Raw genomic sequence first — 12,840 nt, forward strand, 5'->3', positions numbered from 1 at the left:
TACTAAATCGATTAAGTGACACAAGCAACAGTCTAAGCTTTATCGGTTTATCTGTTACTTTCAATGCATGGCCCAGAAGCACCCTCCCGTGACCCTCAAGCAGGTCGCGGAAACCGCCAAGGTTTCCCGCGCAGCCGCGTCCTTTGCGCTCTCCGGCAAGCCTGGCGTCTCGGAGGCAACCCGCCGCCGAGTGCTGCAGATCGCCGAGCAGCTGGGCTACAGCCCGAATCAGACGGCACAGAACCTGCGTTCCTCGCGCACCGGAATCATCGCCGTCTACCTTCCGGAAAACGTTTCCACGCTGAGTTATTACATGGAGGCGACCTTCGGCATCGTCGACGAGGCGGAGTTGAACAACCTCACGGTCACCCTTGTGCCGCACACCCCGGCACAGGCCCCCGTCGCACGGCTGAATGCGGATGGGCTGATCATCCTAGATCCGGCCCGCGAGGACGCGGTCGTCGACCGCCTGCTGACCCTTGGGCTGCCGGTGGTCACCGGAGAGACCCCGCCGAATCCGGATCAGTCGGTGGCGGGTCAGGTCGTCTCGGACCACCGGCACACCACCTATGAAATCTTGGACCACTTCCGCTCCGCGGGCGCCCACGCCCCGGCGATCATCACCCCCAAGGAACGCATGTCGTGGTCGATGAGCATCGAGGGCAGCTACGTGGACTGGTGCCGGCAGCACCGCGTCGAACCGCGCATTGAACACACGTCCATGGACGAGCTCACGGCGAGCACCAAACACTCCACACGCAAGCTGCTCAAAGACGGAACCACTGATGCGATCCTGGCGCTCACCGACGGCTCCGCATTGGCCGTCGCGGCCCAGGCCTCCGAGCACGGACGGCGCATCGGCAAGGACCTGCTGATTGCCGCGGCCGTCGACTCACCGGTGTTGAGCTATGTCGACCCTAGCGTGACCGCGGTAGACCTCAACCCCCGCGATTTCGGCAGGCGCTGCACGAACCTTTTGGTCCGAATTCTGACTTCGGATCAAGCACCCGGGGATGAACCATTGACCGATTACGCTCCAACCACCGTCATCTACAGGGCCTCGACCGGCAAATGACATCAGCCAGGCTTCCCAGCGGAATTTCCGCTGGGAAGCCTGGCTGATGTTCAATACTTCCACGCCGTTCGGCGCGAACTACTTGGCTTCGGCCCTGTGGGTTCCGCAGATCTTTGCCAGCAGCACGTAGGCGGCCGCGGAGACAAACAGTCCGACGGGCACCGAAAGGTCAAGGCCTCCCAACAACGCGGCCATCGGTCCCATCCAGATATCAGTGGAAAGGAACAGCGTGGTGGCAACGCCGCCGCAGAGCACCGCACCGATGCCAGGGATGCTGAAGCCCTTGGTGAACCAGTATTTGCCCGACGGGAACTGTTCAAAGAGCTGCATCGAGTCGTAGCGGTTCCTGCGCAGCAGGATGTCTGCAACATAGACCGCCATGGTCGGCACGGAGATGATCAGCAGGAACTGCAGCATCAGATTCACCGCAGCGATCAACGAGGTAGACATGGCCAGCACGAAGGTGAAGATCGTGCCCAGCACACCGATCAGGATCGCCGATGGAATTCGCTTGATGGGGACGCCGATGGACTGGAACACCATACTTGCCGAATAAGTAGTCATGCCATTCAGTGCCACGGTGTTCAGCACCACGCCGGCGACAAGCAGGATGCCCAACCATCCAGGAAGCATGTCCATCAACGCGAAATCAATGCCCAGGTCCACCGCGTCCGCGGATAATGCGGTGCCCAGCAGGGCGCCGACGGTGGTGAAAATGAATCCAGGCACCGCACCGCCCAGGGCGGTCGCGGCGATGATGCGCCACGGTTGGGTGTCGCTGGGCAGGTAGCGGGCCAGGTCCGCACTGTTCGAATACGACATCGGAGTCGAGGCAAGGATCGCGAAGGCAATGCTCAGCGAAATCCACAGATCAGTTCCGGCCAGCGGTTCAGGCTGGCTGAACCCCAGATCCACATGGGGCAGGATGTAGGCGGTGACGATCACGAAAATCACGAGCAACGCCACGGTCACCAAGGTGTAACTGCGCAGGATCAGCGCATGCCCATAGACGGCAACAAGCACGGTGATCGCCGAAACGATGACGGTCACCAACGCCTTGCCCAGCGTTTCGTTCCCCAGCCCCATGCGCCTCAAGAGCTCGGAGCCCATAAAGGTCGAGGCCACCCAGTTCAGCGCCAGGAAGACGCCCGAAACAAACCAACCGTAGAAAGCAATGATGAATCGGTTGCCGCGGATGCCGTAGACGGCTCGCGTGATGACCGATCCCGAGGTGCCGGCCGAAGGCCCGCTGATGGCAACAATGCCGGGCAGGATCCAGAGCAGGCTGCTCGCGAGGATCACCGCAATCGACTGCCAGATTTCCAACCCCAGCACCATCGTGAGCGTTGCACCCATGGTGAAGCTCAGGACGCTGATGTTCGGCGCAGCCCACACGGCAAAAAGCTCGCGTGGTCTGCCGTGCCGGTTCTCGGCTGAAATGAATTCAATACCGCGCACTTCGAGCTGCGTCGCCGAAGTTTCAGCCGGTAATTCGCTTTCGGTCACGTTCAAGGCCCAGGTTCCTTCCTCTGAGGCAGAAAGACAACCCCGTCCTCTGCTCCTTGACCCTTTATTGGCGTCAAGACCAATAAGAGCTAACACCTATTAGAACGGCATTCATTACCGAGTGTCAAGGCTCACAAGTCAGAGAGATTTCGTCCAGCCGCCAATGGGGACTGCGCAGCGGCAAAAGCGACTTTTAAGTAATCATGCCCGGAGCCTTGAGGCTCCGGGCATGATTGGACAATCGCTCGCACCGTCAGTGAGGGGTTTCCCACCAACAACGCGGCGGCAACGTAGTTCAGCCGTCCGCTGGGCTTGGCGCGGCTGGGGTCTGGTCCTCGGGCTCGGCACGATGCGAAGCCTGATGCTCCTGTTCCTCCGCCTGCTTCTTCGCCGCACGCTTCTTCTGCTTCTTCGGCAGCGGTTCAAGCTGCGAGAAGTCTCCCGTAATCGGACGCCACAGGGCATTGTTTGGATCCGCATCGATGAGCACCGCGCGAACAAAGAGGGTCAACGGCACCGCCAGGATCGCGCCCAGCGGGCCGAGAATGACCGCCCACACCAGCACCGACAAGAACGTCAGGGTGGGTGAGAGTGATACCGCCTGACCCACCACACGAGGCTGGATCACGGTCTGCACCAGCGAATTGATCACGCCATACAATACGATGACGCCGATGACAGCCGGCCAGCCGCCGGTCATGGCGCCAAAGAGCAGCGGAGGCGCCAGCGCAATGAAGTATCCGATATTCGGAATAAAGCTGCACACGAAAGAGAGCACCGCCCAGACAAAAGCACCGGGAATCTGCATGAACGCCAGCACCACGCCGTTGAGTGCGCCCTGAGCAGCTCCGAGCAGGGCCGTGATGACCATGTAACGACGCACCGACCACGACCAGTTGCTCATGGACTGCACCAGGTACGGGCGATGCGGCAGCAGCGAGTTCATTACCCGCGGCATGTTGGTGGTGTCGACAGGCAGCAGGATCAACACCGAAATCACGATCACCAGGAAGGTAATTCCGCCCATCGCGCTGCCCAGTGCGCCGAAGATGAAATCGCTGGCAGACCCGATGATGGCACTGATATCGATGCCGGAGATGAATTCCTGCGCCATCTGCGGACTGACGCCTTGATCGTTGAGCCATGCGCCCAGATCGTTGACCATCGCGGTGATCTGGCCGGTGTAGCTGCCCAGCAGCTGGGCAAAGAGGATCGCTGCATACACAATCGATCCGCCGGCCACCAGCATGACCGCAACAACCGTCAAAAGCATTAGGGTATTGGCCAGCCCGCTGGACCAGCCCCACTTCAGGGCCTTGACTCGTGCCGGGTAGGCGCACAGCACCAGGATCAGCGCCAGAAGTACGGGTGCGAGCAGGCCGCGGACAAACCAAAGGCCCACGGCAACAATGACGCAGCCGGCAAAGATGGTGATGATGCGTTGGGCACGATGGTCCGAAGCATTATCGGACACGGGTTCATTCGCAGAATGTGACACGGACTTACACCTCATTTTCTATGAGTGGTGGTGCTGCCCGCCCGGCTGGTGTCATATCCATCGGCGGGGCGGTTGCTGCGGCTGACTAGTCTTCGAAGGTGCCTTCAATAACCTCATGCTGATGATCCACATGCTTCAGGGCGGAGCGGAAGGCAAAGGAACCAATCAGGCAGATCAAACCGAAGACAATGCCGTAGAAGCCGATGATCCACATGAGCACCACAAGCGCCGTGGCAGGGTTGGTGATGATGACAACGACCAGGGCCACACCCACCAGGATGTTGATGATGCCCAGGATCTTCTGCCAAGTACCGCCGTTGGAGTCGCCGATTTCCAAGGCGCCGCGGATAACCAGACCCAGCGCCACGAACCACATGATGATCAGTCCGCCGAAGGCGGTAATGAAGTAGGGGAAGATGACGGCGCAAATGCCTGCAATGATCGCGACGACGCCGCCGGTAATGGTCCATCCGGCGCCCTTGACCTTCGCCTTCTTCTTGGCAATTCCGGTAATCAAGGAGGTAATGCCGTCAAGGACCAGCCAAGCGGCGAGCAGGATCACGATGACCCAGGAGAGGGTTGCACCTGCCGCTTTAGGGAAGAACAGGATGAGAACACCCAGGATCAGCGCGATAATGCCACGAATGAGCAGCCCGTTAACTAGGCGGGATGTCACCGAGCGGGGGATCTCGGTATCTACTCCGTAAACGATGGTTTGCTGCAAAGCTGGGTCCTCTCGGTGCGGGTTCAATCAATAAATTGCGGTGATGAAAATCGGCTGAATTACCAAGCCGTAGAGCGCTAAATATACCCTATGGGCAAATTTTTCAAGCGGGAATTTAGTGGCGTGTTAGGTGCATGACGCGGATTGCTCGAAGATGCAGAACCGCCTTGTCATCTTGCGAGTTATCGCACTGCCCTACGGTGTATCAAGTTACTTTCCTTCCCATGCTCAGCAAAGAAGCTATTGCAGTCAGGGCATATCTGCCCGCGGTCACCACCCCGATTGGCGGATTTAAAGCAGTGGATCCGGCAGAAAGTCTGCCGGACCCGCAAAAGCAATCAGTCAACATATTCCCTATTGCACATATACACAAGCCATAGGCTCAATATTCACCGAAGTCGTTCCTTGTTCCAAAGGGAAAAGCACCAATGATCCCGTCAGCAGCGATTTTCTTTTTCGCGTATCAGATCAAGGGCAAGCACGGCGCCAATCAGCGCCAGCTTTCGGCCCGCGTCGATGGTATTGGTGAACTGAACAGCGTAGGTGGATTTACCGAGCACCGCGTTGCCCATTCCCGACCATTCACGGGAAACCGTCGCCAGAACACCGGCGGATGATTCGATCTGGAAGTTGAAGCCCCACAGGTTGCCGGTCAGATCGATCTCTTCGCCTTGATAATCGAGGGTGACCCGGGTCTTGAAGAAGGTAATCCTCTTGACCATGTTCGCCATGTGGTTGCCCTGCCCGTCAAGGATTTCCATCTTGTCGCGCCCCAGCCCCATGGCGTCCTTAACCTGAAGTACCGGATTCTCGGGGCCATCGAATACCGTCAGGCTTCGGGAGCCGGCAAACATTCTTCCCAGCGAGCTGCCGCCGGTTTCAACGTGGGCGACCTGAACTCCTCCCCCATCAAGGATCGCAAAGTCGTTTTTCATGATGTTCTTGGTCTGCTGGAACACCAGTACAGCTGGTTCAAGGATCGTCATGTCAGCGATTATGCCACCCTGGGCAGGGCAGCCGCTGTGACGCTTAAACAACTCTGGACCACCCCGAAGGGCGGTCCAGAGCAAGGTCCTACGCTGTGACTACTGTTCGAAGAACACGCGGGCTACCTTTGACAGGTACCAAGGGTCGTCCACGCCGCACATCTCGCGGGCCGAGTGCATCGACAGCAGCGGGACTCCTACGTCCACGGTGCGGATGCCGATGCGAGTTGCGGTCAACGGGCCGATGGTGGAGCCGCAGGGAACACGGTTGTTTGAAACGAACTCCTGGTATGGAACTCCAGCGGTTTCGCACCACACGGCGAATGCGGCGGCACCCACGGCGTCGGTGGCGTAACGCTGGTTCGCGTTGATCTTCAACAACGGACCGCCATTGACCAACGGATGGTTGGCTGGATCGTGGCGTTCGGAATAGTTCGGGTGTACGGCGTGACCCGCATCCGCCGAAAGGCACACCGAGTTGGCCAGGGCGCGCGCGGTGTCTTCCACCCCTGCGCCCAGGGAAGCCTGGATTCGCTGCAGCAGTTCTTCGAGGAACGGGCCGCAGGCACCCGAACGTGATTCGGAGCCAAGTTCCTCATGATCAAAGGCCGCGAGCATGGCAATGCGCGAACCTTCTGGCTTGCGGGCGTAGTCGGTGAGCGCGATCAACCCGGCATGCACCGAACTGAGGTTGTCCAGTCGGGAGGAAGCGAAGAAGTTCTTGCCCACGCCGAAGACCTCGCCCGGCTGAGCGGGTGCTGTCAGCACGTCATAACCGGCGATCTGGGCAGGATCAACCCCTGCGGACGCGGCCAACACGGCCAGGATGTCTGCCTCGGAAACGTCGCCCAGGCCGAAGATCGGGTTCGTGTGGGTCTGCTTATCCAAGGTCAGGCCATCGTTGACCTGACGGTCAAGGTGGATCGCCAGCTGCGGGATGCGCAGGATCGGTTCGGTCTTGGCCAGATGGACCGACCCGTCGCGCAGCACCAGACGCCCCGCAAGAACCAGCTCCCGGTCGAGCCACGAATTCAGCAACGGGCCGCCGTAGACCTCAACACCCGCCTGCCACCAGCCATTGGAAGTGGTCGTCGGCTTCGGTTTGAGCTTGAAGCCGGGCGAGTCGGTGTGCGCACCGAGGATGTGGAATCCGCTGGTTGCAGTGGCAGACTGCGGCTGCACCCAGGCGATGACCGCACCGTCGCGGACTACGTAGTAGCCCCCCGGGCCCAGGGCCCACGCATCGCTCTCATTCAAAGCAGTAAATCCTGCAGCGTCCAGCCGCTTCGCGGCGCTTGCCGCGGCGTGGTAGCTCGACGGGGAGGTTGCTACGTATTCGGCCAAATCTGCAATGTGTGCCATTGCCGCGGCTTGTGCCATAACTGGTTGCTCACTTCTTTCGAGGTCAGTTCTCTTCAGGATTCCTGTGCCCGCCTGAAATTCCGGGCCTGAAACCAGCTTAGTGTCATCAGCTATGAGATGCGTCGCAGTCGGGGCGAATCTTCACGGTTCGAGAATTAACTGGAAAACAATCTTCCAGCTTGACGTGGGATGCCTTATCCGTCGATGCTGAGAACAAGCCACCGGCAACCAAGGAAGAGAGCATCAAATGCCCACCTCGCACCGCACCCCCGATGATTTTCCTGCGGACAATGAGCCGGTAGAAACTACCCCTGATACGGCCGCAAACGAGGTGGTTGAGCTCAGCTCCGATCCGGTGGCCATCGATTCGGTCATCGAGCCCGACCAGATTGACGATGCGGATGGGCAAAAACCGGCGCCCATGTCGGCACACACGGATGAAAACAAGATTCCCGTCACCAAGTTAGTGAAGCTGTGGAGCACCACGATCCTTGGGATCATCCTGCTGGCCCTACTGATCGTGTTCATCGCCCAGAACCAGGATCTGGTCACCGTGCGCTTCTTCGCCATGCAGGGACAGCTGAATCTGGGTCTTGCACTGTTCATCGCCGCCCTTGGCGGTGCACTGATCGTCACGGTTCTCGGCGTGATCAGGGTGCTGCAGATCCGCGCCCTGGCTCGACGCGAGCGCAAGGCACAGAACAAGAAGGCCTAGAAGTCCAGTCCCTGGGACGGTATGACAAGGCCCGTTTCGTAGGCATAGACCACCGCCTGGACGCGGTCGCGCAGGTGCAGCTTGGTCAAGATGCGCCGAACGTGGGTTTTCACCGTGGCTTCCGAGAGGAAGAAGCGGTGGGCGATCTCGGCATTGGACAGCCCCTCGGCGAGCGCACGCAGCACTTCCTGTTCGCGCGGGGTGAGGTCGTCGAGCAGCGGGTCGCGCTGCGGCGGCGCCGCGGCGGTATTCTGGCCGCCATTGCGCACATAGGTTTCCAGCAGGCGGGCGGTGACTCGCGGCGCCACCACCGCGTCGCCGGAGGCAACCAGCCGCACGGCCGAGACCAGGTCTTCAGGGGCGACGTCCTTGAGCAGGAAGGCGCTGGCTCCCGCCTGCAGGCCTGAGAACGCGTATTCATCAAGGTCGAAGGTGGTCAGGATGATGATCTTGGTGTCCGGGAACTGACTGGCGATGCGCTCGGTAGCTTCGATGCCATCCATATTCGGCATGCGCACGTCCATCAGGATCACATCCGGACGCAGCGCCTGGGTCTGCGCCAGCGCCTCGACGCCGTCGGCGGCCTCGCCCACCACATGGATATCCGCCTCGCCCTCGAGGATCAACCGGAACCCCATGCGCAGCAGGTGTTGGTCGTCAACGAGCATGACCTTGATGATTTCGTCCATGTCCACTCCTAAAGTGCCTTAGTACTACTATTCTTCGCGCTGCACTCGGGAAGCTGCAACATGGCCTTGACGATCCAGCCGCCGCTGTCCACCGGACCCGCGTCGACCGTGCCGTCGAAAAGCTCCGCTCGTTCACGCATGCCGCGCAGGCCCCGTCCGCTACCCACGCTGGGCACCCGGGTCGCGTCCCCGTTGTCCATGATTTCAAGGCGCAGCCGTGAGCGTCCGCGCTCCACCCGAACCTGCACGTCGCTGACGTTGCGGGCGTAGCGCAGCGAATTGGTCAGCGACTCCTGCACGATGCGGAACACCGTGAGTTGGAAGGCCTTGTCGTCGGGCAGCGGCTCTCCGATATAGGTGTAGGTCAGCGGCAGTCCGGCGGCCCGGAAGCCCTCAAGCAGCTGTTCCATATTTCCCCCGGTGGGCTGCGGGCTCAGTTCGGAGCCTTCGCCCTCGCGCAGCACGCCGAGCATGCGGCGCATATCCGCCAGCGCCGCACGGCCGGTGCCGGAGAGCTCCCCCAGCACCTCTTCTGCACGCTGCGGGTCCCTCTTGCCGACGACCCGGGCTCCCTCCGCCAGGGCGATCATCACCGACAGCGAGTGCGCCACCACATCGTGCATTTCTCGGGCAATGCGGTTGCGTTCGGCCACCTGGGCCAGCCGCGATACCTGAGAGGCCCAGTGGTTCAGCTCTGCTTCGTGGATGCGTGCATTGCGCACGTAGACGCCGATGCCCGCCGAAAGAATGTAGAACCCGATCAGGAAGGCGGCAAAGAGCACGATGATGATCTTCGCCATCGTGGAGGCGCTGATCCCGTCGTTCGGGTCGAACTCCATGGTCGACAGGTCGGGGAAGCCCACCAAGACCATCAGCACCGTCTGCAGGCTGCCGACGAGGATCGCCAGGGGGATGGAGCGTTTGGCCGAATAGCTGGTGGCAGCGGAATAGAGGGCGAACATCATGCCCAAGCCGTCCAGACCATAGGAGGCGCCGCCGGCGAAGACTGCGATGCACTGCATCGCGAAGATGACGCAGAGCACCGTCATGGGGGCGCGCCGCCTGAACAGCAGTGCGGCGGCGGTGACAAGGACGGTGAACAGCAGCGCCGTCTCATAGATGCCTGACAGGTCCGCCATGAGCACCACGCTGGGCAGCGTCAACAGCAGGTACAACAGCGCGACGCCGATCACCACCAGGCGGGGATGGGTCCGCAGATATCTGCGCATTCGACCCATCCGCCTGGCGGCTAGTTCGTCGAAGGAAACCACCGTTTCCTGCAGCGAATTATTGCTCATGGTTCACAGTCTAGTTTTGCGGCCGCTACTTGATGTCCCGCGACTTGAGCAGCACGGCGCCAAGAATCAGCGGAATCAGCACCCAGCCTGCGATGCCAAGCAGCTGCTGCCACATTTCCAGGGTGCTTGGGTTGCTCAGCGGCAGGGCGAGGCTCAGGCCCAACTTATCGGGCATGAAGCGTGCGACGTCCTGGAACCAGTCGGTGACGGCCGACAGGATCTGGGCGATCAGCGGCAGCACGAAGAAGATCGCCACCAGGCTGGTGATGCCGCCGGCGGAGTTGCGCAGCAGCACACCCAGGGCCAGGCCCATCAGTGCCGCCATCACCACTGCCAGCGCGCCGAACCACAGCATCCGTTGGAACGCTTCGCTGCCGAAGTCCAGGGTCATGTTGTACTTCGTCGCCAGCGGAAGGCAGAGAAGGTAGGCCACCAGGGTGGAGATCAACTGGACCACAGCGGTCAGCACGGTGATCAAGATGACCTTGGCTCCCATGACGCGCAGCCGCTGCGGGCTGGCAAGGAAGGTGCTCACCGCGGAGCCCGTGGTGAATTCGCCGCTCATCAGCAGCACCCCGAGCACGCCGAGGATCAGCTGAGAGAACATCAGGCCGGAGGCCAGGGTTTCGGCGGCGAAGTCAGCCGTCCCCATGCTCTCGGTGCCGGGGATCTGGCCCGCCTCGGGCATGCTGCCCATGCTTTCCATGAACGAGCCGACGCCCCAGATGCCCACCGCCGCAATGCCTACATAGACCACGAAGGAAACGAGGATCAGGATGCGGGTGGAGTTCAGCGAGAAGAATCGGATCATCTCGCTGCGCAGCACCCCGCCCAGGGTCACCCTGCCGTGCATCGGACGTGGTCGTGCGTTGATAAGTTCGGTGCTCATGATCTACTTCCCGCCAACCTTCTGGGTGGTTACCTGAGACTGGTATTCGACCGCGTCTCGGGTCAGTTCCATATATGCGTCTTCCAGTGTGCGCTGCATCGGCCGCAGCTCACTGAGCACCACTCCCGCTTCCAGGGCGCGGCGTCCGATGATTTCCGACTGAGGCCCGGTGACCTCAAGCGTTGTTGCATCCAGCCGCTTGAGCTGGACCCCTTCGGCGGCCAGCGCGTTCATCAAGGCCTCGATCTGCGCCGAACGGACCAGGGTCTGCGCCAGCCCGTTGTCGATGAATTCGCTGATCGGCGCATCCGCCAGGATCTTGCCGCGACCGATGACCACCAGGTGGTCTGCGGTCTGGGCCATCTCGCTCATCAGGTGCGATGAAATGAAGACTGTCTTGCCGAGTCCCGCCTGCTGGCGCGCGAGGTTTCTGACCCAGGCGACGCCTTCCGGGTCCAGGCCATTGACCGGTTCGTCCAGGATCAGCACCTGCGGGTCGCCCAGCAGCGCCGTAGCGATGCCCAGGCGCTGTCCCATGCCCAAGGAGAAGCCGCCGACCTTTTTGCGCTGGACGGCGCTCAGGCCGGTCAGCTCCAAGACCTCGTCAACGCGTGCCGTGGGCAGGCCGGCGGTGGCGGCCATCGCTCGAAGGTGCGCTCGTGGGGTCAGCGACTTGTGCACCGACTTCGCCTCCAGCAGCGTGCCCACCTCGGTCAGCGGGTGGGTCGAGGACGTGAACCTGCCCCCATTGACGAGCACCTGCCCGTCGGTGGGTTTGGCCAAGCCGACGATCATGCGCATGGTCGTGGACTTGCCAGCGCCGTTTGGTCCGAGGAAGCCGGTCACCATGCCCGGCTGGACGGTAAACGAGGCATGGTCGACGACGGTTTTTGCACCGTATCTTTTAGTGAGTTCCTGTACCTGGATCATAGTTAAACTCTATGAAAATCGGCGTCCAAATGAACCACCCGGAGTGCTGATCTTGGTTCTCACTCAAAAGGAGGATCGGCACCCGTCACACCACTTCCACCTACTCCTTCGGGTGCATGGGTATTTCAGGAATTGATGAAGTACGCGGTGATGACGAACAGCATGCCTGCAAGCCCCAGGCCGAAGGGCAGCGCCAACAGCATCATGAGCTTCACGTGGTCGCGGGCGATGGCCACGCACTCGCGCAGGAAGGCACTGGGACGATAGTAGGCGGCGGTCTTTCCGCCGAAGGCCCGCGCGTCCAGCCCAAGTTGTTTGGAGGCGAGGCCTGCACGCAGCGCATGGTAGTCGCTGGTCACCAGCCACAGACGGCCCTCGGTTTGTTGTTCGCGGACCAGCGCGTCGGAGAACTTCAGGTTTTCGATGGTGTCCTTGGCGCGGTCCTCCACCAGAATCTGTTCTTGCTCGATCCCCTGCTCGCGCAGGTAGCGGGCCATGCTCACCCCCTCGGGCTCAATTTCATCGTGCCCCTGCCCACCGGTGGGAACCATGAGCGGGTGCGGGTCCTTTTGGGAACCGTACAGTTCGATCCCCTTGTCCAGCCGCCCGCGCAGCAGCGGCGTCACCTTGCCGTCGATGGTGCGGGCCCCGAGCACCACCACCGCGGCGCCCCTGCCCTTGGCGGGGAACTTTGCATGCACCCAGGCGTAGAGCAGCAGCATGGCAAAGACACCCGCGGTGAATACGGACGCCATGAATAGGACGAAGGCGATACCGATGCTCCACCAGGTTTCCACCATGACCAGGGCCACCGCGATCACCGGCAGGGCGAAGACGGCAATACCCGCCGCAAGGGAGAGCAGGTTTTGGACCCTGGCTCCTTCCCGTCGCCACATGAGAACACCGTTGTACACCAGCGCAGCACCGAAGACCACGACCATCAGCGGGGTGAGCACCGCAAGCAGCGCTACCAGGAAGGCGAAGCCCGGAACCACCGTGGAGAGCAGTTCGGTCAGCGAGGAACAGGTGAACGCCACCAGCGGCAGCAGGATGACCGCCAGCGACAGGCGCCGCGGATCTTTGCGGTATGCAATGATAAAGATCGCCCAGAAGACCGCAAGTACCGCCAGGGTAATGAATTTATAACCGTAGGTGTCCATCGCAATTA

Annotated in this window: 12 protein-coding genes; 2 read left to right on the top strand and 10 right to left on the bottom strand. The window is 61.1% G+C overall.

All coding sequences use genetic code 11. The features are described from left to right. Nucleotides 1-67 precede the first annotated feature (67 nt). Nucleotides 68-1,075, top strand: a complete 1,008-nt coding sequence (locus RUH64_RS07240) for a LacI family DNA-binding transcriptional regulator (protein ID WP_313812467.1) — start codon at nucleotides 68-70, stop codon at nucleotides 1,073-1,075. Between the two features lie 78 nt (nucleotides 1,076-1,153). Here RUH64_RS07240 and RUH64_RS07245 read toward each other — a convergent pair whose 3' ends face one another. From RUH64_RS07245 to RUH64_RS07265, 5 genes are all read right to left on the bottom strand, one after another. Then, on the bottom strand, nucleotides 1,154-2,581 hold the full coding sequence (locus RUH64_RS07245; RefSeq protein WP_313812605.1) for a cytosine permease: 1,428 nt from the start codon (nucleotides 2,579-2,581) through the stop codon (nucleotides 1,154-1,156). Between the two features lie 295 nt (nucleotides 2,582-2,876). Beyond that, nucleotides 2,877-4,055, bottom strand: a complete 1,179-nt coding sequence (locus RUH64_RS07250; protein ID WP_313812469.1) for an AI-2E family transporter — start codon at nucleotides 4,053-4,055, stop codon at nucleotides 2,877-2,879. Between the two features lie 109 nt (nucleotides 4,056-4,164). Beyond that, nucleotides 4,165-4,803, bottom strand: coding sequence for a DUF308 domain-containing protein (locus RUH64_RS07255; RefSeq protein ID WP_313812471.1), 639 nt, complete (start codon nucleotides 4,801-4,803; stop codon nucleotides 4,165-4,167). Nucleotides 4,804-5,240: 437 nt separating this feature from the next. Further along, the gene (locus tag RUH64_RS07260; RefSeq protein WP_313812473.1) at nucleotides 5,241-5,789 is read right to left on the bottom strand and encodes a phospholipid scramblase-related protein; all 549 of its coding nucleotides are present in this window, start codon (nucleotides 5,787-5,789) and stop codon (nucleotides 5,241-5,243) included. Nucleotides 5,790-5,888: 99 nt separating this feature from the next. Then, entirely contained in the window at nucleotides 5,889-7,151 is a 1,263-nt protein-coding gene (locus RUH64_RS07265; protein WP_313812475.1) for a M18 family aminopeptidase, read from the bottom strand. Between the two features lie 247 nt (nucleotides 7,152-7,398). Between RUH64_RS07265 and RUH64_RS07270 the strand changes: the two genes are divergently transcribed. Then, complete coding sequence (locus RUH64_RS07270; RefSeq protein ID WP_313812477.1) at nucleotides 7,399-7,866, top strand: LapA family protein; 468 nt, start codon at nucleotides 7,399-7,401, stop codon at nucleotides 7,864-7,866. Here the strand turns inward: RUH64_RS07270 and RUH64_RS07275 are convergent. The 5 genes from RUH64_RS07275 to RUH64_RS07295 all read right to left on the bottom strand — a co-directional run bounded on the left by RUH64_RS07275 (nucleotide 7,863) and on the right by RUH64_RS07295 (nucleotide 12,832). Then, nucleotides 7,863-8,555 carry a response regulator transcription factor gene (locus RUH64_RS07275; RefSeq protein ID WP_313812479.1) on the bottom strand — a complete coding sequence of 231 codons (693 nt, stop codon included), beginning with the start codon at nucleotides 8,553-8,555 and terminating at the stop codon, nucleotides 7,863-7,865. The genes RUH64_RS07270 and RUH64_RS07275 overlap by 4 nt on opposite strands. A gap of 8 nt (nucleotides 8,556-8,563) precedes the next feature. Beyond that, nucleotides 8,564-9,853, bottom strand: coding sequence for a histidine kinase (locus RUH64_RS07280; protein WP_313812481.1), 1,290 nt, complete (start codon nucleotides 9,851-9,853; stop codon nucleotides 8,564-8,566). A 25-nt stretch (nucleotides 9,854-9,878) separates the two neighbouring features. Beyond that, nucleotides 9,879-10,742: an ABC transporter permease gene (locus tag RUH64_RS07285; RefSeq protein ID WP_313812482.1), complete on the bottom strand. Its 864-nt coding sequence runs from the start codon at nucleotides 10,740-10,742 to the stop codon at nucleotides 9,879-9,881. Between the two features lie 3 nt (nucleotides 10,743-10,745). Further along, on the bottom strand, nucleotides 10,746-11,672 hold the full coding sequence (locus tag RUH64_RS07290; protein WP_313812483.1) for an ATP-binding cassette domain-containing protein: 927 nt from the start codon (nucleotides 11,670-11,672) through the stop codon (nucleotides 10,746-10,748). A 125-nt stretch (nucleotides 11,673-11,797) separates the two neighbouring features. Further along, on the bottom strand, nucleotides 11,798-12,832 hold the full coding sequence (locus RUH64_RS07295; protein WP_313812484.1) for a YdcF family protein: 1,035 nt from the start codon (nucleotides 12,830-12,832) through the stop codon (nucleotides 11,798-11,800). Nucleotides 12,833-12,840: the final 8 nt, after the last annotated feature.

The sequence above is a fragment of the Glutamicibacter sp. genome (genome assembly GCF_032154645.1).
Taxonomy (GTDB): domain Bacteria; phylum Actinomycetota; class Actinomycetes; order Actinomycetales; family Micrococcaceae; genus Glutamicibacter.

What these genes read in the sequence shown, in the direction of transcription:
- RUH64_RS07240 (WP_313812467.1), top strand. Translation starts at nt 68, where the DNA reads ATGGCCCAGAAGCACCCTCCCGTGACCCTCAAGCAGGTCGCGGAAACC.
- RUH64_RS07260 (WP_313812473.1), bottom strand. Translation starts at nt 5,789, where the DNA reads ATGACGATCCTTGAACCAGCTGTACTGGTGTTCCAGCAGACCAAGAAC.
- RUH64_RS07265 (WP_313812475.1), bottom strand. Translation starts at nt 7,151, where the DNA reads ATGGCACACATTGCAGATTTGGCCGAATACGTAGCAACCTCCCCGTCG.
- RUH64_RS07270 (WP_313812477.1), top strand. Translation starts at nt 7,399, where the DNA reads ATGCCCACCTCGCACCGCACCCCCGATGATTTTCCTGCGGACAATGAG.
- RUH64_RS07275 (WP_313812479.1), bottom strand. Translation starts at nt 8,555, where the DNA reads ATGGACGAAATCATCAAGGTCATGCTCGTTGACGACCAACACCTGCTG.
- RUH64_RS07280 (WP_313812481.1), bottom strand. Translation starts at nt 9,853, where the DNA reads ATGAGCAATAATTCGCTGCAGGAAACGGTGGTTTCCTTCGACGAACTA.
- RUH64_RS07285 (WP_313812482.1), bottom strand. Translation starts at nt 10,742, where the DNA reads ATGAGCACCGAACTTATCAACGCACGACCACGTCCGATGCACGGCAGG.
- RUH64_RS07290 (WP_313812483.1), bottom strand. Translation starts at nt 11,672, where the DNA reads ATGATCCAGGTACAGGAACTCACTAAAAGATACGGTGCAAAAACCGTC.
- RUH64_RS07295 (WP_313812484.1), bottom strand. Translation starts at nt 12,832, where the DNA reads ATGGACACCTACGGTTATAAATTCATTACCCTGGCGGTACTTGCGGTC.